The 19,870-nt window shown below is 60.9% G+C and carries 18 protein-coding genes; 9 read left to right on the top strand and 9 right to left on the bottom strand.

Going from position 1 to position 19,870, the window contains the following annotated elements:
• The first annotated feature begins 21 nt into the window (after nt 1-21).
• Nucleotides 22-1,188, top strand: a complete 1,167-nt coding sequence (locus NIBR502773_RS06055) for an MFS transporter (RefSeq protein WP_141155647.1) — start codon at nt 22-24, stop codon at nt 1,186-1,188.
• Between the two features lie 297 nt (nt 1,189-1,485).
• Here NIBR502773_RS06055 and NIBR502773_RS06050 read toward each other — a convergent pair whose 3' ends face one another.
• A complete protein-coding gene (locus NIBR502773_RS06050; RefSeq protein WP_141155646.1) occupies nt 1,486-2,418 on the bottom strand; it encodes a LysR family transcriptional regulator in 933 nt (310 codons plus the stop codon).
• Between the two features lie 190 nt (nt 2,419-2,608).
• On the opposite strand from NIBR502773_RS06050, the gene NIBR502773_RS06045 reads away from it, so the two are divergent.
• The 7 genes from NIBR502773_RS06045 to NIBR502773_RS06015 all read left to right on the top strand — a co-directional run bounded on the left by NIBR502773_RS06045 (nt 2,609) and on the right by NIBR502773_RS06015 (nt 8,504).
• Complete coding sequence (locus tag NIBR502773_RS06045) at nt 2,609-3,613, top strand: TauD/TfdA family dioxygenase (RefSeq protein WP_257228198.1); 1,005 nt, start codon at nt 2,609-2,611, stop codon at nt 3,611-3,613.
• Between the two features lie 4 nt (nt 3,614-3,617).
• Entirely contained in the window at nt 3,618-4,373 is a 756-nt protein-coding gene (locus NIBR502773_RS06040; protein WP_065940466.1) for a TSUP family transporter, read from the top strand.
• A gap of 16 nt (nt 4,374-4,389) precedes the next feature.
• Nucleotides 4,390-4,869 carry a YbaK/prolyl-tRNA synthetase associated domain-containing protein gene (locus NIBR502773_RS06035; protein WP_027603983.1) on the top strand — a complete coding sequence of 160 codons (480 nt, stop codon included), beginning with the start codon at nt 4,390-4,392 and terminating at the stop codon, nt 4,867-4,869.
• Between the two features lie 463 nt (nt 4,870-5,332).
• Nucleotides 5,333-6,382 (top strand): non-hydrolyzing UDP-N-acetylglucosamine 2-epimerase, encoded by a 1,050-nt coding sequence (wecB, locus tag NIBR502773_RS06030; RefSeq protein ID WP_141157828.1) that lies wholly within the window; start codon nt 5,333-5,335, stop codon nt 6,380-6,382.
• Nucleotides 6,379-7,485 (top strand): glycosyltransferase family 1 protein, encoded by a 1,107-nt coding sequence (locus NIBR502773_RS06025; protein ID WP_168208997.1) that lies wholly within the window; start codon nt 6,379-6,381, stop codon nt 7,483-7,485. Before wecB ends, NIBR502773_RS06025 begins: the two co-directional genes overlap by 4 nt.
• Nucleotides 7,463-7,642 carry a glycosyltransferase gene (locus tag NIBR502773_RS06020; RefSeq protein ID WP_141155644.1) on the top strand — a complete coding sequence of 60 codons (180 nt, stop codon included), beginning with the start codon at nt 7,463-7,465 and terminating at the stop codon, nt 7,640-7,642. The genes NIBR502773_RS06025 and NIBR502773_RS06020 overlap by 23 nt, the downstream gene beginning before the upstream one ends.
• Complete coding sequence (locus NIBR502773_RS06015) at nt 7,635-8,504, top strand: SDR family oxidoreductase (RefSeq protein ID WP_141155643.1); 870 nt, start codon at nt 7,635-7,637, stop codon at nt 8,502-8,504. Before NIBR502773_RS06020 ends, NIBR502773_RS06015 begins: the two co-directional genes overlap by 8 nt.
• On the opposite strand, the gene NIBR502773_RS06010 is transcribed toward NIBR502773_RS06015, so the two are convergent.
• From NIBR502773_RS06010 to NIBR502773_RS05980, 7 genes are read right to left on the bottom strand one after another with little or no spacing between them, the layout of a single operon-like run.
• Complete coding sequence (locus tag NIBR502773_RS06010) at nt 8,505-10,562, bottom strand: glycosyltransferase (protein ID WP_141155642.1); 2,058 nt, start codon at nt 10,560-10,562, stop codon at nt 8,505-8,507.
• A gap of 16 nt (nt 10,563-10,578) precedes the next feature.
• Nucleotides 10,579-11,553, bottom strand: a complete 975-nt coding sequence (locus NIBR502773_RS06005; RefSeq protein ID WP_257228197.1) for a class I SAM-dependent methyltransferase — start codon at nt 11,551-11,553, stop codon at nt 10,579-10,581.
• Nucleotides 11,554-11,572: 19 nt separating this feature from the next.
• On the bottom strand, nt 11,573-13,708 hold the full coding sequence (locus tag NIBR502773_RS06000) for a glycosyltransferase (protein ID WP_141155641.1): 2,136 nt from the start codon (nt 13,706-13,708) through the stop codon (nt 11,573-11,575).
• Nucleotides 13,709-13,719: 11 nt separating this feature from the next.
• Nucleotides 13,720-14,424, bottom strand: a complete 705-nt coding sequence (locus NIBR502773_RS05995; RefSeq protein WP_141155640.1) for a 2OG-Fe(II) oxygenase family protein — start codon at nt 14,422-14,424, stop codon at nt 13,720-13,722.
• Nucleotides 14,417-15,739, bottom strand: coding sequence for a polysaccharide pyruvyl transferase family protein (locus NIBR502773_RS05990; RefSeq protein ID WP_141155639.1), 1,323 nt, complete (start codon nt 15,737-15,739; stop codon nt 14,417-14,419). The genes NIBR502773_RS05995 and NIBR502773_RS05990 overlap by 8 nt, the downstream gene beginning before the upstream one ends.
• The gene (locus tag NIBR502773_RS05985; protein WP_141155638.1) at nt 15,736-17,004 is read right to left on the bottom strand and encodes an ABC transporter ATP-binding protein; all 1,269 of its coding nucleotides are present in this window, start codon (nt 17,002-17,004) and stop codon (nt 15,736-15,738) included. The genes NIBR502773_RS05990 and NIBR502773_RS05985 overlap by 4 nt, the downstream gene beginning before the upstream one ends.
• Entirely contained in the window at nt 16,994-17,809 is an 816-nt protein-coding gene (locus NIBR502773_RS05980) for an ABC transporter permease (protein WP_141155637.1), read from the bottom strand. Before NIBR502773_RS05980 ends, NIBR502773_RS05985 begins: the two co-directional genes overlap by 11 nt.
• Before the next feature lie 256 nt (nt 17,810-18,065).
• Between NIBR502773_RS05980 and NIBR502773_RS05975 the strand changes: the two genes are divergently transcribed.
• Nucleotides 18,066-18,524 (top strand): Hsp20 family protein, encoded by a 459-nt coding sequence (locus tag NIBR502773_RS05975; RefSeq protein ID WP_027603994.1) that lies wholly within the window; start codon nt 18,066-18,068, stop codon nt 18,522-18,524.
• A gap of 53 nt (nt 18,525-18,577) precedes the next feature.
• On the opposite strand, the gene NIBR502773_RS05970 is transcribed toward NIBR502773_RS05975, so the two are convergent.
• Nucleotides 18,578-19,855, bottom strand: coding sequence for a cation:dicarboxylate symporter family transporter (locus tag NIBR502773_RS05970; RefSeq protein WP_115486853.1), 1,278 nt, complete (start codon nt 19,853-19,855; stop codon nt 18,578-18,580).
• Nucleotides 19,856-19,870: the final 15 nt, after the last annotated feature.

Raw genomic sequence — 19,870 nt, 5'->3', positions numbered from 1 at the left:
GGCATAGATAAGGAGCCTTCCATGCGTATCAATCCACCACTTGTCGCACTTGCCATAGGTGCCTTTGGCATCGGTGTTACCGAGTTCGCCCCCATGGGCATGTTGCCGGGCATCGCTGCGGATCTCGGCGTTTCTATTCCCGCCGCGGGCCTGTTGGTCAGTGCTTACGCCCTGGGTGTACTGCTCGGCGCGCCGCTGATGACCCTGACTACCGGCAGGATTCCCCGGCGCTCTCTGCTGATCGGACTCATGGCGATTTTCACCCTGGGTAATCTGATGTCAGCCCTGGCGACCGATTACTACAGCCTCATGATCGCCAGGGTGGTGACCTCACTGAACCACGGTGCGTTCTTTGGCGTTGGCTCTATCGTTGCTGCCAGCGTGGTCGCCCCTGAGAAACGTGCCGGAGCGGTCGCGGCAATGTTTATGGGCCTCACCCTGGCGACCATTGGCGGTGTGCCGCTGGCCGCCTGGTTTGGCGAAATGTTCGGTTGGCGCACTGCATTCTGGGGCATTACCGGCCTCGGCGTGGTCGCCATGGCCGCGTTATGGTTCGCCCTGCCCAACCTGAAGGCGCCGCCAGGCGTCGGTGTAATGGCCGAAATTCGGGTACTGGGCCGTGGCCCGGTGCTGGGCGCGTTGGCCCTCACGGTAGTCGGCTCGGGCGCAATGTTTACCGTCTTCACCTACATCGCGCCGATCCTTAGCAGCGAGACCCACGCGTCCACCGCCTACATAACCGCCATGCTGGTTCTGTTCGGTGTGGGCCTGACACTGGGCAACATGTGGGGCGGCAAGGCCGCCGACCGCTCGATAGATCGCACACTGATCGTTTCGCTGAGCGTGCTGATTCTCGTGTTGCTGGCGTTTACGGTACTGATGCGTTGGCCGCTGCCGGCGGCCGTTGCCATCCTGATATGGGGTATCGCCAGTTTCGCCCTGGTGCCGCCGCTACAGATGCGCGTCATGGAAGCTGCCAAGGACGCGCCTAATCTGGCCTCGGCGGTGAACATCGGTGCGTTTAACTTCGGCAATGCGATTGGTGCGGCACTGGGCGGTGCGGTGATCAATGCAGGGCTAGGTTATCCGGCGATTTCCCTGGCTGGAGCGGCAGTGGCGGGGCTAGGGCTGCTGATGGTGCTGGGATTTGCCTGGCGTTCCAGAAAGATTGCAACTGCATTGGTGTGAGCTTGATGGGAGAGCCAGTCACTCAGTTGCTCCGTGACTTACATTGTGATTTTGGCATGACCAAGTTGGATGGCTGAATCGCCGAGTAACACACGCTTTGCTTGCCCGCGTGAGCACTTAGAGTGGAGCCCAATATAGCGTTTGAACAAGGAGTCTAAGGTCAGCGCTTACACCCTTTACCTTCCTCCCATGACGCCTCATTAATGAACGTAGCCTTGCAGGCTGGAGATGTCTACGGTGCCGGGGCGATTCAGAATGCTTGAATGAATTCCCCTCACAGCGACTCGAGGGCCGACTTCATAGAGGTGCTGAGCCGCGTTTACATTCGAGGCGTTCACCTAAGCCACGGATCATCTCCATCAATGCCTTCACCCGCAGCGGCAAGTTTCCGGCCGGGTATACCGCGTGCATCTGTGGGCTCTCACCGCTGCTGGAAGTGAGCTTGTACTCAGGACACACCCGGAGCAGACGCCCCGCTTCAACTTCGGGTTCCGCCATCCAATCGGCCAGGCGGGCGATCCCGACGCCCGCCAGGGCTGCCTGGAATACCGCCAGGCCGGAGCTGAAGCGAAATTTTGGATGAACCCGAAAGCTGATGGCCTGCTCCTCACTGCGAAAATTCCACTCCTTGAGAATCCGCGGCGCCGTATGCAGGATCAGCGAATGCGCCTCCAGTGCCTCGATGGAGTCGGGCATGCCGTTGCGCTCCAGGTAGCCGGGGCTGGCATACAGGTGACGTGAGTAACTCCACAGCGCAAAGCCGATCAAGTCGCTGGATTGTGGAAACGCGCCGCGAAGCGAGAAGTCCAGCTTGCTCTTGGCCGGGTCGATGATCTCATCGGTGAAAATTACATCGATGTTAACGTCTGGATAACGCTCGCAGTATTGCGCGATCAACCGGGGCAATACCCCGTGTCCGAGCACCTCGGGGGCGGAAAAACGGATCCAGCCGGAGGCCAGGCCGCTGAGGCCGGCCAGGTCTTCATCCACCTCACGTTGCAGATCGAGCATTTTGTACGCGTGGGGCAATAAGCATTCGCCCGCTTCGGTCAAGCTCACGGCATTGGACGAGCGATTGAACAACTTGAGCCCCACACTTTCCTCCAGGGCTTGAACGGCACGGGTCAGTGCGCTGGGGGAGCGCCCCAGCGTCCGTGCCGCGGCGACGAAGCTGCGCTTGCGAGCCACGGTCGCGAAGGCTTCAAGTTCCCCCAACATATTCAATGCCACTTTCCACCTCATTGCATTTTTCACAACGCGGCATTGCAACACAAAAAAGGCCCTTCCGTTAACCTTCCCGTTCAACCCACAAGGATGGTGCAAACAGGAGCGCAAGGACGTGTCGAAGTTGGATGAAGTAATCGGGAAAGCCGCAGCGTGTATTGATGAAGTCATTCATGAAAGGCTGGAAAAAAAAGCAGTGACTTCGACCCGACGGGAGATACCGCAAATTCATCTGTCGCTGGAAGAACAACGCACACTTCAGGCCGGGCTGGCGTCGCTGAACGTGACCGATAGCGCCTCGGGGATCCGCCAGATGCCGGTCCTGGGGCGGTTGCTGGAAAGTGTCCTGGGCACCGAGAAAATCCAGCAGCTGCGCAATTTTCCACAGGCCCGTGACGTGGCGATGATCGTCAGGGGGCTGCCGCTGGACCCGCAACTGCCCGCCACGCCCTATGACCTGGAGCCGGGTATCGAGAACCTGTCGATTCTGGCCGGGGCTATTTTGTCCGTGCTGCACACTCTGCAAACCCGTCCGCTGGCGTACGAGGGTGAAAGCACCGACTCCGTGTTCCGTCACGTATCGCCCAAGCGCAAGCGGGAGACCGAAAAGAGCTCCTATGGCTCGCGGGCGGATCTGGACATGCATGTCGACAACCCTCACCTGCCTTTGACCTGCGAACCTATCTCGCAGTTGTCGGCCTGTCCGGAGTTCCTGTCCCTGACCGGCCTGCGCTGCGAGCTCGACGTGCCGACGCGGATCGTCGCCATTGACGAGGTGCTGGCCATTCTGCCGGCCTACGTCGAAGAAGAACTGTCACGACCGAACTTTACCGTTCGCCGACCGGCCTCCTTCGGCAAACAGGGGAATGTGCTGGAAAACGTCCCCTTGCTCTACAGAAGCGCAACCGATGGCCTGTATTGCCGCTACAACAAAGCGAGTGTCGAAGCGACCTGCGCCCCTGCGCAGTTTGCTCTCCAGCTGTTTGCCGCCGCCGCCAACCATCCCGATGTCGTGCACCACATCATGCTGCAACCGGGGGACATGCTGATCTTCAAGAACCAGCAAACCCTGCATGCCCGGGATGGTTTTACCCCCCGCTACGACGGCCGTGATCGCTGGATGTTGCGTGTCTTCGGGGTCAATGATCCGGCACGCGTGGTGCCGCTGGACCCTCATCAACCCTACATAGTCAGAGCCTGATTTCATGGTCGATATTGTCATCCTTTGCGTGTTCGCCTTCGCCGCCGGCCTGATCGATGCGGCGGTGGGCGGCGGCGGACTGATCCAGATTCCCGCGCTATTCAACGTGCTACCCACCGCTCAACCGGCGGCGCTGCTGGGGACCAATAAGGTCGCGGCCGCCTGCGGCACCGCATTCGCGGCCCGGTCCTTCGTGCGCAAGGTGGTGATCGACTGGGGGCTTGTGATCCCCGCCGCCTGCGCGGCCTTTGTCATGGCCTTCTTCGGAGCCGCCACCGTGTCGTTCGTGCCCCAGTCGATGATCCGGCCGGCGGTGCTGGTGTTGATTGTGCTGATGGCGATCTACACCTTCTGGAAAAAAGACTTCGGCGCCCTGCACAAACCCATGCGCATCGGTACCAAGGAAAAACTGCTGGCGATCGTCATCGGCGGCGCCATCGGTTTCTACGATGGTCTGTTCGGTCCCGGCACTGGCAGCTTCCTGATCTTCCTGTTTATCCGCTGCTTCGCCTTCGACTTTCTTCATGCCTCGGCATCGGCCAAGCTAGTGAACATCGCGACCAACGTAGCGGCACTGATATTCTTCATTCCGACGGGTAACGTGCTTTACCTGATCGCAATCCCCATGGCGGCATTCAACATCCTGGGCGCGCTCACCGGCACCTGGCTGGCGGTTCACAAAGGCGTGCCCTTTGTCCGGGCTCTATTCCTGGTGTTGCTGGTGATTCTGATCAGCAAGCTGTCCTACGACCTCCTGTAAACCAGAGGAAAACTACATGCATCCCATGTTCGATCGCCTCGTGGCATTACTCGATGCCCGCTCAGCCTCTTACCGGGTGTTGATGCATGATGCCGAGGGCCAGTCGGCGCGCGTCGCCGAAATCCGTGGCACCGAGCCCGGCCAAGGCGCGAAGGCCATGCTTTGCGCCCTCAAGGGCCAGGCCGGCCCCTATGCTCTGGTGATACTGCCGGGCGACCAGAAGCTGGACATGAAGAAAGTCGGAGCGGCCCTGGGCGGGAAAAAAGCCGAGCTGGTGAAGGCCGAAACCGCCATGGAACTGACCGGGTGCCGGATCGGCGCCATCCCTCCGTTTGTTTTCGATGAGCGGATTCAATTGATCGTCGATCCGGCCTTGACCACAGGCTACGCCGAAATAGCCTTCAACGCGGGGCGGCTGGATGCGTCGATGGTGCTCGATACGCAGGACTATCTGGCGATTGCCATGCCTCGATTGCTGGATATCAGCCAGGCCTGAGCAGACGTTTTCACATACGCGGCCAAAAAAACCGATAGCCGCGCTGGCCTGCTATGCACTGTATCTGGCCGGTCTTCAGGCTCGAACGACAGGTCGGTCACGTCATTTCCAGAGCAACCGCATCAGGCATGAACCGGTGCGCTCATTCTCTCGCGTAGATTTGCGGGAATTCCTCAGGACCAGATCGTCCTTTAGTCCATCCACCGTGCAGGTATTGCAGTCTGTGTCTATGCTGCGGTATCGGTGTTGAAAGCCGGAACGAACCTGTCTCGGCATGGCACATCTCGATGTCCGGCAGTCCGCATTTAAACCACCACAGCACCAAAACAGCACAGCGGAATGTGCGTGAGCGTGGGCATTGAACGCCTGAGCGTTTCAGCCATTTATCGGATAGGGAAATAGGCTTGATGTGTCGGTAAAAAAAATTCTTTGCGTGGTCGGGACACGTCCCGAAGCTATCAAAATGGCCCCAGTCATTCTGGCCTTGAAACAACAACGTTGGGCCGATGTGCGCGTCGTCGCCACGGCACAACATCGCGGTATGCTGGATCAGGTCCTGGCGTTTTTCGGCATCGAGCCCGACATCGACCTGGACGTCATGCGACCCAATCAGGCCTTGGCCACTCTGACCGGGCAGTTATTGCTCAAGTTGGATGTTGTCCTGCTCGAAGAGCGGCCCGATGCTGTTCTGGTGCAAGGCGATACCACGACCGTAATGGCCAGTGCCCTGGCCTGCTTTTACCGGCGCATACCGGTGGGGCATATTGAAGCCGGCCTGCGCACGTGGGATCTGCAGCATCCATTCCCCGAGGAAGCCAACCGGGTCCTTACCAGTAAATTAGTGCGCTGGCACTTCGCGCCGACGCAAAGCGCTAGGCAAAACCTGCTCAAAGAGGATGTAGCCAGTGCGGATGTTTTCGTCACGGGCAACACGGTGATCGATGCCCTGCTCATGACAGCCGCCAGTGAGGTGGAAATCGGCCTTGATCTGGATCCGAGCAAGCGCCTGGTGCTGGTGACGGTCCATCGTAGGGAGCATTTTGGCGCGCCGTTTCTCGACATCTGCCGAGCGTTGCGCACCCTTGCCGAGAACAATCCTGAGGTTCAGTTTCTTTACCCTGTGCACCCGAACCCGAAGATCCAGGACGTCGCCCAGGCGTGCCTGGCAGGCATGCCGAATTTCAGGCTGTGCGCGCCGCTGGGTTACGCGGCGTTCATTGCCGCCATGAAAGCTGCGTATTTCATCCTGACCGACTCAGGAGGTGTCCAGGAAGAGGCGCCGGCGCTGGGTAAGCCGGTGCTGGTCATGCGTGATGAAACCGAGCGCCCTGAGGCGGTGGAGCAGGGCAGCGTCAAGCTGGTGGGCGCCAACTATGAACGCATCATCGAGCAGGCACAGCGCCTGCTTGACGATGAATCGGCCTACTGTGGCATGGTGCGAGGTGTTTCGCCCTACGGCGATGGGCAGGCTGCCGGGCGTATCGTGAAGGTCCTGCACGAGCACTTTTCTTGACGCGCCTGGTATTTCTCTCGCCGTTGCCCTGGCACAGCTTCGCCCAGCGGCCGCACAAGTTTGTCGATTGGGTGCACAGCCGCACAGGGGCGTCGGTGCTCTGGGTTGATCCTTATCCCACGCGGCTGCCCAGGTGGAGCGATCTCAAGGCGGCTGCGCCCTGCGCGCAAACCAGTCCATCCAGTGGCACGCCGCCATGGCTCACGCTGATCAAGCCTGGCGGTCTACCGATAGAACCTCTACCGGGCTCGGGCTGGGTGAACCGCTTTTGCTGGCGGCATGCATTGAGCAGGATCGATCAATTCACCCACGCCTCCCCAGCCTTGCTCGTGGTCGGCAAGCCCTCGGTCCTGGCACATCTGTTGTTGCAGCGGCTTCGTCACTGCGCGTCCTTGTATGACGCAATGGACGATTTCCCGGCGTTTTATACCGGCCTCTCGCGATCGGCCCTGGCGCGCCGTGAGCGGCTGATCGCCCAGCACGTGGACGTCATCTGGACGTCGAGTTCCGTGCTCGACGCACAGTGGCGGCGTTATCGCAACGAGGTGTGCCTGGTGCTGAACGGCCTGGACTTGGCGGCGATCTCTGCCGTAAAGCCGGCGCCGATGTCATCGAGTGGAAAGGTTTTTGGTTACGTGGGCACCCTGGCCGCCTGGTTTGACTGGGCCTGGGTGGCGGCTTTGGCTGAAGCCAGGCCCAACGATGAGATTCGTTTGATGGGGCCGATCTTCGGCGCCGCGCCCGGGCACTTGCCGAGCAATGTGGCGGTGTTGCCCGCCGGTAATCATGGCGCCGCGTTGGCCGCCATGGCCGAGTTCGACGTTGGGTTGATTCCTTTCAAAAAGACCCGGCTCACCGCGTCGGTCGATCCAATCAAGTACTACGAATACCGTGGCCTGGCATTGCCGGTGATCTCGACTGACTTCGGCGAGATGCATGGCCGTTCAGGGCTGCCGGGTGTTTTTATCAGTCACTCGCACAGCGATATTGCCGGGCTGGCCGAGGCCGCCTTGCAGTGTGAGCGCAATGCGGACGAAGCCCGTGCATTTGCATTGCAACACTCATGGGAGGCGCGTTTTGATGCTGCCACGCTTCATCCATAGCTGCGACGTAAGCGTCGTTAAGTACAACGTCGGCAAGCTGATCGGCGAGTGCGTGGCGTCGGCCCTCGGGGAAGGCGTTCTACACGTGATTGTGGTGGACAGCGGCTCGTGCGCCGGCAGCCTGGTGTACCAGAATGAGATCCGTGGGTATGTCTGAGGTCACGGTCGGTGTGCTGGGGGCCAGCAGCCTGGTAGGCCACTGCCTGCTTGCGGTGCTTGCGCGCGAACAGTTTAAGGTCGTCGCTTTTTCCCGGCAGCCACAGTACGGGCGTGACAGTGACACGGCCAGTTGGCAACAGCTTCCTGAACCGGGTGTAAGCGAGTATGCCGAGCCCATACCCTACTGGATCTGCGTGGCACCGATTTGGGCGCTGCAGCAGCATTTTGGGTTGTTGCAGGCCTGTGGCGCGCGCAAAGTCGTGGTCCTGTCTTCGACCAGTCGGTGGAGCAAAAGCCAGTCGTTCGACCCCGCAGAGCGGCGTCTCGCCAGCCTGCTGGGCGACGCCGAAGCACGTGTTGAGCAATGGGCGCAGGACCATGGGGTGCACTGGTGCATCCTGCGCCCGACCTTGATCTACGGCCAGGGCCGCGACAAAAACATCACCGAGATCGCACGCTTTATTCGCCGCTTCGGCTTTTTTCCGCTGTTGGGCGGCGCGATGGGACTGCGTCAACCCGTGCATGCCGAGGATGTGGCGAGCGCCTGCGTGCATGCGTTGCAGGCACCCCAGGTGTGCCGTCATGCCTACAACCTCAGCGGCGCAGAAACGCTGCCCTATCGGGAGATGGTCACCCGCGTATTCACGGCGCAGAACCGCTGCCCGCGTTTACTCACGGTGCCGCTCTGGGGGTTCCGGATGACCCTGTTGCTGTTGCGAATGCTGCCGCGCTACCGCCATTGGTCGGCGGCGATGGCGCAGCGTATGAACCAGGACCTGGTGTTCGAGCATACCAAGGCTGCCCGGGATCTTGGCTTCGCGCCCAGGGGGTTTTTATTGTCACAAGACGACCTGCTTTAGTTACTCATGTTCATGGGGCACCCACGGGCCCCACTTGGCTTCATAGATCGCCTTGTTGCGCTCGAACAGTGCTTGGCGTTCATCCCGGTTCATGAGCGCGAACGATGCCGAAAGCTGGTGATGGATAAACACATCGCGGGCGCAGGCGTTCACCAGGACCGCGTGTTCGACCCGTCGGCAGTAGTCGTCATCCTCGAAGAAACCACGGCCGTAGACTTCGTCGAGCGGGCCGATTCGCGTGTAGGTGCTGCGCGGCATCATCACGCAGAAGAACGCCAGGGTCGGCAGCCGGACCACCTCGCCAAGGTGGCGGCAGGTAAAGCGCCGAGCCGCTTGTGGCATGCCTGCGAGGTCGGCGTAGTCGATGTCGATCCTGGCCTGGTTACCGATGTTGTTGGTCACCGGGCCAATCAGGCCAAGCTCGGGATTGCGTTGTAGATGCCGGCGCAAGGTACTCGCCCAGCCGCTGGTGACCTGCGTGTCGTTATTGAGCAGCACCAGGTACTCACCGTTGGCGATCGCCAGGCCCTGATTGTTCGCGGCGGCGAAACCGCGATTGTCGGTGTTGAGTACGATCGTCTGGCCGCTGCCGGCCGCCCATTGCGAGAGAAATTCAGCGGTGCCGTCACTGGATGCGTTGTCCACCACGATGATTTCCAGTTCAGGCCCCTCGCTGTCGTGCTCGAGGCTGTCCAGGCACGCCCGCGTCAGCGCCAGGTTGTTGTAGGTCACGACGATCACGCTGATGCGTGCCGCGTGGTCGCGGCGTTCGGCCAGAGTGATGAGCGCATCGGCGCGGTGTGTCCAGGTTTGTCGGGCAGCGAACGCCTGACGCTGGGCAATCTGTTCGGCCGTCGATGTCAGCAGTGCTCGCGTGATTGCGGCAATGAACGCCGGACCGTCGCGGCCAACCTGAACCTGCGAGCCGAATTGCTGCATCTCCGGCAAGTCGACCGAGACCACCGGTTTTCCGGCACTCAGGTATTCGTAGACCTTGACCGGGTTGGTGGCGAGCGTCAGTGCCGTGATATGAAACGGCACAATGCACACGTCGAAGCCATGCAGGTAGTAGGGCAGGGTGGCATAGGGCACTTCGCCGATGAATTCTATGTTCGCATAGCCACGCAATTGCGCCTGCGCGCCCACCGTATCGGCGCCGATCAGCAGCACCACATGCTGTGGAAACGCCTCGGCGATGCGGGCCACGAGCGCCTGGTCGAACCAGTGTGCAATGGCGCCATAGTAGCCAATCACCATGCGTTGCAAGCGATCCCGGTAGATCGAGGCAGGTGGGGTGCAGAACCGGGTGAAGTCGGCGGCATTGCGCAGGATGGCGCGGGTTTCATTGGCCTGGGCCGGCCATTGCTCGGCCAGCCAGTCGGAGGTGAACAGCCGAACGTCGGCGTTGCGCACCAGCCGTTGCTCCAGGTGCAGGATACCCGCGGCGTTGTCGCCGAAGCCTTGATGATGGTCCATGCAATCGTAGATCAATCGACTGTTGGGTAATTCACCGGCAATGTCACACCAGAAAGGGTGCTGCACCAGTGAAATCAACCGGGCGGAGCCGGCCCACAGGAGTACCTCGCCAATACTGCGGCACAGCTGCCGAACCTGTGCGGCGTCAGGCGCTGCGGCGTAGATAAGCGGTGCACCCCAGGCAAACAGCTTGACCTGGAACAACCGCTGGGTCTGGTCCAGCGACTCGAGTTCAAAGCCGGCCTGGGGGGCGTGTATCAATGAGGCCGAGACGTAGATGACTCGCCGCCCGGTGGCGCTCAGCGCCTGGGCCAGTTGTTGCGGGCGCTGGTGGCGCAAATCCCAATCGATAGCCCCCCAGATAATGTAATCCGCCAGACCGGCCTGTTGTGGCTGAGGCGCCGACGATGGGCTGGCGAAGGTTTCCATCGGTTGCAGGACGCCGCGCAGTGCGCGCACAGCGGGCAGCAGTGCACGTCGGTAGATGACTGCCAGGAGTTTTTTCGCGCTGGCCGGCAACGGCAACTGGTGATACACCGCGCGCCAGCGCTGCCGGCCAGACGGGCGCCGCTCGATCAGCATGGGCGGGGCGACCTCATCAGGACGTTCTCGGCGATGCGGCGACCACCACAAAGTCGCTTTTCAACGTGCCCGACTCGATCAGCCCGTCTTCGATGTCGAACAACATCTGCAGTACCCTGAGGGACTGCGGGTTGTCCGCGGTGAAGTTGCCGGCGATACCGTGCAGCAGAAACTGCAGCAGCGAACCGCCGCAGAGGTTCAGCGCACGCACATCAAAGTGCTCCTGTACCACCTGCAGGATATCTGCCGAACGCACGGCTTCCGACGGGTCGACTTTCACCACCTCGGCGGGGTCGGGCAGTGGCACGACCTGTTGAACCTGGCCGTATGAACCCTTCACGAATGAGCGGCGCAAATGCTCGGGAATCAAGCCGAACGCATGGCTGATGGCCGCGCGTTGCTGGGCATCAAAGGCAAAGTGATTGGCCCCGACATATTCATTGAAAAACAGCCAGCCCCCAGGCTTAAGGCTATGGCGAACCCGCTGGCAGACCACTTCCAGCTCGCGGATATGGTGCAGTGAGCCATTGAACCAGACCGCGTCGTAGTGATTGCCCGGCAGGTCAGTGCGTTCGATATCACACAGGGCGTAATGGATCGTCGACGCGCCCATCGCCAGCGCTTCGGCTCTGGCCACCTCGAGGGCGGCAGGCGCTATATCCACGCCGTCACAGTGCTCGAACGCCTTGAGCCTGTAGAGTTCGCGCTCCAGGGTGCCGGTGCCGCAGCCGATGCTCAGCATCCGTGTGCCTGGCGCCGGGTTGCCGAGAAACTCCTTCAGGCAGTACTGCACCCAGCCCGGATGGCCGCTGCCCGCCGTTGCCTTATGCTGATGACGGCGTTGCACGGTCGGTACCGCCAGCCAATAGACATCCGCAGAAAAGGCGTCGGAGCCGGCCATGTTTTCTGACCAGTGATCCGCCGTGACTTGCTTGTCGGCGCCGATCCCTTCGCGCTTACCGTTGAGTTTGTTCATGATTCGCTTGAGCACGGTGTCTTCCTTTGGTTGGTCAAGGGCTACCCGATTTGCGCTGCGGTTCAGGGCGCGTCCATGTGCCCCATTTGCTTTCAAAGTACGCCTGGTTCTTGTCCCACAGCGCTTGATACTCGCCGCTGGCGATCAGCTTCTTGAAGGACGCCTGCCCGTAGTGGTGGATGAAGGCATCCTCGGCGCACACGGTCCTCAGGCCGGCCGCCTGGATGCGCCGGCTATAGTCATCGTCTTCGAACATGCCGATGCCGAACGCCTCATCCAGCCAACCGATGCGTTCCAGCACCTCGCGGCGCATGGCCACGCAGAACATGGCGAGCATGCTGATATCGAAGCTGCGCCCACGATGCCGCGCGACGTGCTGATCGGCGAAGGCTTCCATGTGTTCGAGGCCGACGTAGTCGACGAGCACTTTCGCTTCGTTGCCTACCGAGTTGGTCATCGGGCCGACCAGGCCAATCTGTGGGTCTTGCAGGTGGCGCAGCAACGGATCGACCCAGCCCTTGGGCACCACGGTATCGTTGTTGAGCAGCACCAGGTATTCCCCGGTCGCCAGGCGCAGCCCCTGGTTATTCGCGGCGGCGAAGCCCAGGTTGCGGTCATTGAGCACCAGGGTGACGTTTGCTTGGGTGCGGCCCAGGTAACGCAGGTAATTGCGCGTGTCGTCCGAGGACGCATTGTCGACAATGATCAGCTCGTAATCGGGGTACGTGGTGTTGCGCAACAGACTTTGGATACAGCCCTGGGTCAGTTCGACGTTGTTGTAGGTAACGATCACGATCGACACTTTCGGGTGCAAGGACTTCAGCGCACTGAGGTTGGCGTCGAAGCGGTGGCGCCAGTCATTGGCGCTGGCGAGTGCCACGCGCCGGGTAGCGGCCTGGGTATCGGTTTCGTTCAGGGCGCGCTCGATCTGCTCGATAAAGGCCTGCGGTTCGCTGGCGAAATACACGAAATCCGCATAGATCTGCATTTCTTCCAGCGGCACCGACACCACCGGTTTACCTGCGCTGATGAATTCGTAGAACTTCACCGGGTCGACCGCATGGGTCACGTTATACAGGCGAAACGGGATCAGGCAGACATTGAAGTGGTAGAGGTACAACGGCATCTGTGCATAGGGCTTCCTGCCAAGTAAATGCACATTGGGCAGGCGGTCCAGACCGGCCAGGTCCTTGACGAAAATGTCGCCGATCAACACAAAGTTCCAGTCCGGCCGCAGCCGGGCGATGCTCGCGATCAAGGGCAAATCGACCCATTCGGCCAGGGCTCCATAGAAGCCGATCAGCGGCCGCTCGATCTCCGCCATCAAGGGGTTGGGCACACAATTTTGCTCGAAGAACTCGACATCCACGCCATTGCGCAGCAAGCGACAATCGCGGCTCATCGCGGCCCATTTCTCCTGCAGCAGCGCAGCGGTGACTGTCACCAGGTCGGCGTCTCGGACCAGGGTGTGTTCTTCCTCCAGCAACGTCTCGCCGATCCCCGGAAAGCCCACCCAGTCATCCATGCAGTCGTATTGGATTTTCCAGCCGTGGGCGTCGCGCAAGCGATGCGCGAGCGCAGCCCAGAACGCCAGGTGCACCACACTGACTGCGGTTTTTATGCGCCAGTCCTTGGCCAGCGCTTCAATTGCCTTGGCGTAGGTTTGCAGGTGTTTTTCCGACATGCGCTGGGTGTAGCAGTCCACGAACTCGTCGCGCTGCAATGTCACCTCGAATACCCCGGGCGCCACTTCCAAGGTGCTGTAAGCCAGGCCAGGCTCGGCGCTGCGGGAAGGCACGATGTAGAACACGCGGTAGCCGTGACGGGCGAACTGGCTCATCAACTGCTGGGGGCGCTGGAAGCGGGCGGCCCAGTCGATATTGGCGAAGCAGAGAATGTCGAAGCGCGCCTCTGGTGGCGATAAATCCGCCGATGGCGACAGCGGGTTTTTCAACGCCGTGCGCACCGGCAGATATTGCCCGTGCAGAAAGTCGGGGATGTCGGCGTCGGTGTGGGATGACCGATACCTCAACCAATGCAGCAGCGCCCGTAAGGGCTTGGTGATCCGCCACGAACGGGTATTTTTCAACATGGCGATGTAAGCCAGCGCCGCGTCTCGTTCCCTGATGGCCGCATCGCGTTCCAGCGTGGCCGGATTGTCCTTGTCCATGGTGCGGTCCTTCACGAAAACGTGGTGTTGTGCTGTTCGCCGTAAGTGTGCAGAGGTGTCGGGTCGTTGGGCGGCCACATCGAGCTGGTAGCGCCGGGGCGGTAGAACGTCACTGTCACGCTGCGCCTGGAAGAACGGCAACCCTCCACCACCCGTGAAACCGCATGCCAGGAAGTGTCGGCGCGCACGAGAATCGCCGAGTTGCCGACCTCGGGCGTCACTTGCGCAACGATATCGGTGGGCCTGGCAGAACCGAGGATCTGCAGGCAGCCGCCGTCGGCAGGGTCCCAAGTCTGATTGAAGTACAAAATGTGCGTGACCAGTTTGTCATCCAGGTCCGGGTGCGGCCCGAGGTTGGCCCCGGGGCCGTAGTGGAACAGGTTGGCTTCCATGGGAACCTTGGTTACGTCCACCCCGGTCAGCGCGGAGATGGCCTGGCGGTACTGCGGCGAACAGAGGCTATGGGCCAGTGCCAGCCATTGCGGGCTCAAGGCCTGTGGATTGACCACTTCGTGGCTGCCCATGGCGATCAATTGCCGCGCCTCGTATTCGTAGTCCTTGGCCCCGCCGTAGCCGGAGACCGTCTTGAAGTGGTCGTGCGGGTAGGTTTCGGCCAGCGCCTTGGCATCGTCGGGGGTGTAGAGCGCACCGATTTGCGCCCAGGAAAAAGGCACGGTCTGCAGGCGGTGGGCCGTCAGTTTGTTCAGGTCAATCATGTCGAAGGGCTCCCAGCCATTTGTTCAGGGTTCGGCGCAGATGGCGCAACGGCGCCGTCAGCTTGAACGAGTTGGAGCGGTACAGCGTTTCCAGTGCCTGTTGATGTTGCTCGCGTTCGTGTTGCCGCTCAGCGACCTGGCTTTCGAGGTGTGAGTGCAGGTCTTCGAAAACACCCGGCAAGGCTTGCCAGTAGCGATTGAGCGCGGGCTGCGTGGGCCTGCGACCTTCGCGGATCAACTCGGCCACGCGGTCCCAGTGTGCGTCGATCTGTACCATCGCGTCGGCGGTCACCTGGGACACCGGCTGCTTGCCCAACTGTGCGCGAAACCACTGCGGATCAATCGGCTGGTCCCGGCGTAATTGGAATATTCGCCCATGGCTCGGCAGCGCGGTGTATTTGCCGGTGCCCAGGTCCGCCGAGCAGAAGATCGGCACACCAAAGGCCAGTGCACTGATCGCCAGGTGGTAGCTGTGCCCGATCACCCCTTCGGCATGGGCGAGCAGTTCTGCCAGCAGCAGGGGCTCTGGCCAGAAGGGCAGGCAACGCGCGCGCGCAAGGCCGTCGCCCAGTACGGATTCGTGATCGCCCAGTACCGGCCCTATGGGCAGCAGCAGCAGTTGCACGTCCTCGAACTGCCCGGCGTGGGTTCGCCACAGTTGCAGGAAGCTGTCCAACCCCCACATTGCATGCACCACCAGATAGGGTTGGGTCAGGCCGGCGCTGCTGCACAGCTCCAGGAACGGGGCAGAAGGCGATTGAGGGTCGAGCAGGCGTGGCAGGCCGAAGGCCGTGTCGGGAAGCACCTCGACCTGGGCCGTCGGCGACAGTTGGGCCAGGGCCGATTGGGACAGCGCATCGCGTACCCTGATGTGCGGGCTGTGTTCGAGGGTCAGTTGCACCAGCGGTGCGGCCCACGGCGGGATGTCATTGCAATGCATGCCCGGTGCATTCCAGATCAATGGGATGCCGTGTTGCAGCGCAATCAGCGCGGGCGTCAGCCAGTAGCCGGTAGGGTGGTGAATGGCGGCATCCGGGGGGTAATAACCGCTGGCCACCAGCTTGTCGAAACGCACAATGAAACCACCGCCGATCAACACCCCATCCAACTGATCGGCGACGTCCGGCAAACGGGTCAGCGAGGTGACCTCGTACGGCCATTCGGGCGGCGTTTTCCCGTGATAGGAAAACCGGTGCAGCGTTATCGCCCCCAGGCGCCGGGTCAACTCCGCCTCAGCGAGGATGGGAAACAGCAAGTCGCCATAGTTGGCGACATCGAATGTGCCGAAGATCCCGACCTGCCACTTTCGGCTCATTGCGGTACCCCCGGTTCACTCGTGTGAGGGGCAGGACCGGCCTCTATTCCCAGATCGACGAACCCAAGGAACTCCCGGGTACCTGGCAAGGTGTCGAACGCCAGCAGCGCGACCTGCTTCTCGATGAGCTGCGCGGTCTCTTCGAGGTGGCCGTTCATCAGTTTCAGCGTGATGTGGTACTTGCCCGCCGCAAGGTTGGCGGGGAATCGGACGTTGAGCGTCGCCTTGCGCCAGCCGTCGTGCGTTGCCTCCAGGTGCAGCGGCAGGTTGGCACCGCCGATCACCAGCAGGCGGGCCTCCTGGATCGTCACGCTGAGAGTCGGCAGCTCGATGCTGTCGCGTACCCGGGTTTCGATGCGCAGCTGGATGGTCTCGCCATACACAAAGCTTGAATACAGGCTGTCCGTGTTGGTAAAGCAGGCCGCAACGATATGCCCCTCATCGGTGCCAAAGGCGATGCCAGCCTGTTGGGCAAGGAAGGCCTTGGGGGCGACCGCCACCGCGCCGCCGCTGGCCCAGCGACGCTGTTCGTCACGCATCTCCAGCAGGTAGAGTTCGGCCATTTCTTCGGGAGAGCCACTGGCGCGCACCTGGCCTTCGCGCAGGTAAATCACCCGATTGCAAAAGCGTTTGACCATGCCCATGTCATGGGACACGAACAGCAGCGTCGTGCCTTGCTGGGTGAGTGCTTCCAGCCGATTGAGGCACTTGAACTGGAAGGACGCGTCGCCCACTGCCAGGGCTTCATCGACGATCAGGATGTCGGGGTCCACGCACACCGCGACGGCAAAGGCCAGGCGTACCAGCATCCCGCTCGAATAGGTCTTGGTGGGCTGGTCGATAAAGTCGCCGATATTGGCGAAGTCAGTGATCTGGGAAAAACGGGCATCGATTTCCGCGCGACTGAGCCCCAATACCGCACCGTTCATATAGACGTTTTCACGCCCGGTGAAATCGTGATTGAAGCCCGAGCCCAGCTCGAGCAACGCCGCCACGCGGCCATGGCTGTGAATGCTGCCGGAGGTGGCACTGAGCGTGCCGCAGATCAGTTGCAGCAGCGTCGATTTGCCGCTGCCGTTGCGCCCGATGATCCCTACCGTTTCACCTTTGCACAGTTGCAGCGACACGTCACGCAGTGCCCAGAACTCGCGATAGAACTGCTTTTTGCCGCGAGAAAACAGCTGCCACAGGCGATCCCTGGGCGTGTCATAGATGTGATAGCTCTTACTCAGGTGGGCCGTTTGTACGGCGATGTCAGAGCACATCGGCAAATCCTTTGCGGGTTTTCTGGAACCAGCTGAACCCCAGCCAGGCGATGCCCCCGGCCACCAGCAGGCCGCAGGCCCAGGTGAAAAGGTCCGGTAGCACACCCCAGAACAGTACGTCACGGGCCTGTTCGACCACCAGGGTGAGCGGGTTCAGGTGAAGGATGCCCTGGTAGGCTGGCGGAAATGCGCTGGTCGGGTAAAAAATCGCCGAGACAAACATCAATGCCGTGGTCAGCACGCCCACCACCTGGCCGACATCACGCAGGTAAACCCCCAGCGCTGCCAATAGCCAGGTGACTCCCAGTGTGAAGAGCGCCAGCGGCAATAACACCAGGGGCAGCAACACACTGGTCAGGGGCGGCCAGCCGAAAAATACCAGGTGGAAGACCAGCCAGATCACCAGGCTGGCCAGGGTGTGGAACAACACGGCGCCCAGCACCACCCACGGCAGGACTTCGAGGGGGAACACGACTTTCTTGACGTAGTTGGCATTGGCGATGATCAGGCCCGGCGCACGCCCCACGCATTCGGCGAACACGTTGAACACCAGCAGGCCGGCAAACACCAGCAGCGCGAACTCGGTGCGCGAACCGTCGCCCGCGGGCCAGCGCAGCTTGAACATCACGCTGAACACAAAGGTGTAGACCAGCAACATGAATAGCGGGTTAAGGAACGACCACAACAGCCCCATGATGGAGCCTCGATAACGCCCAATCACTTCCCGCTGGACCATGGAAAACAACAACTCTCTATGTCGCCACGGGCTGGAAAACATCCCCGCTCGTGCGTTTGTTTCACTCATGCAGCGATTCCCATAGCCAGTGCGGTGCGCCCATGAGTCTAGTCAACAATTGTCGTTTCGCTATGTGGCGTTGAGTGATTGTTCGACCTGGGGGGATGCTCATTGCGTCAGCCTGTCTGCACGCGATCACAGCAGCGGATAAATTTTTTTGCTGGGGCTGCTTGAAATTTTTTTCCCTGAACCTACTTAGGTTTTACGCGATGCCGAATACGGGTCGCGTGTCAAATCACTTGGAGAAAACTCAGGAGATTTTGCAATGGCTACTACTCTTTCGTTGGCCCCACTGTTCCGTCATTCCGTCGGCTTTGACCGCTTCAATGACCTTTTTGAATCGGCGCTTCGCAGCGAGGCCGGTACCACCTACCCACCTCACAACGTCGAAAAGCACGGTGAAGATCACTACCGGATCGTCATCGCGGCGGCAGGCCTGGTGGAGGATGACCTGGAAATCCAGGTGGAAAAAGGCGTGTTGACCGTCGCCGGCGGCAAGCGCGAACACGATGAGGGCATCACCTACCTGCATCAGGGCATCGCCCAGCGCGCGTTCCGTTTGTCGTTCCGCCTGGTCGACCACATTGAAGTGCAGGGCGCACAACTCGCCAACGGGTTGCTGAGCATCGACCTGCTCAGGGTGGTACCGGAGGAAGCCAAGCCTAAGCGCATTGCGATTGGCGGTGCAGCCAAGGCCGAGGTGAAATCCATCAGCGAGCAGTAAGGCTGGAATGAATAAAGGCGCTCTTCGGAGCGCCTTTATTCGTAGCGTTCACATTACAGCGTGGGAACATTTCTCCCTCTAGACTCATGCCCCGCCCGCACCTCACGCCCCTCCCACTTGGCAATCACCAACGGCGCCAACGCATTGCCCAGCACATTCAGCGCTGTGGTCGGCATCTCCATCAAGCGATACACCCCGGCGATAAACGCGATGCCTTCCAACGGCAAACCCGCGCTGGCCAGGGTGGCCGAGAGGATCACGAACATGAATCCCGGTACTCCGGCTGCCCCCTTGGAGGTGAGCACCATGGTCACCACCAGCAAGGCCTGATCGCCCAGGCTCAGGTCGATGCCGTACAACTGCGCGACGAACAGGGTGCCGATGCCGAGGAACAGGGAAGCGCCGTCAAGGTTGAACGAGTAACCCACCGGCACCACAAAGCTCACCAGCGAAGGGGGTACGCCGTAGGTTTCGAGTTTTTTCATCAGTTGCGGCATCACCGCCGCCGAGCTGGCGGTGGAGAAGGCCAGCACCAGTTCATCCTTGATATGGCGCATCAGGGCGAACAGGTTGATCCCGCATACACGCGCCACCAGGTTGAGCACCACCAGTACGAAGAAGGCGATGGCCACATAGCTGACCATGATCAGCTTGGCCAGCGGCAGCAATGAGCTGAAGCCGAAGTTGGCCACGGTCACGGCGATCATGCCGAACACGCCGATGGGCGAGTAGGCCATGATCATCGAGGTGACCTTGAACATGGCATCGCTGACGCCGCGCAACAGCGCGATGACCGGGTCTTTGCGTTCGGCGGGCAGGCGCGCCACGCCCAGGCCGAACATCACCGCAAAAAACAGCACCGACAACAGGCTGCCCTGGGCCATGGCGTTGACCACGTTATCGGGGATGATGCCGACAATGATTTGCCCCAGGCTATGACCGGCGCCGTTGCTGGTGGGCAGGGTGATATTCGCCGCGTGCAGGCTGGACAGTTCAGTGCCGGTGCCGGGCTTGAGCAGGTTGCCCATGACCAGGCCGATGATGATCGCCAGGGTGGTGATACAGAAAAAATAGCTAAGGGATTTGACCCCGATACGGCCCAGGGATTTGCCGTCACCGTGGCCGGCAATGCCCACCACCATGCAGGCAAACACGATAGGCACCACGATCATCTTCATCAGCTTGATAAAGATATCGCCCGCCGGTTGCAGGAGATTGTCCACCAGCCACGGCCGGGATTCGGGAAAGCGGTGCAGCAGGGCACCAATGGCGATGCCGGCGAGCAAGCCGATCATGATTTGCCAGACCAGCGCGATACGGGGCGTGTGCATGGGAATGCCTCATTT

The organism is Pseudomonas sp. NIBRBAC000502773 (genome assembly GCF_006517195.1).
Classification (GTDB): domain Bacteria; phylum Pseudomonadota; class Gammaproteobacteria; order Pseudomonadales; family Pseudomonadaceae; genus Aquipseudomonas; species Aquipseudomonas marginalis.
Note: the sequence above shows the minus strand (reverse complement) of the source record. Positions and strands in the feature narration are given on the sequence as shown.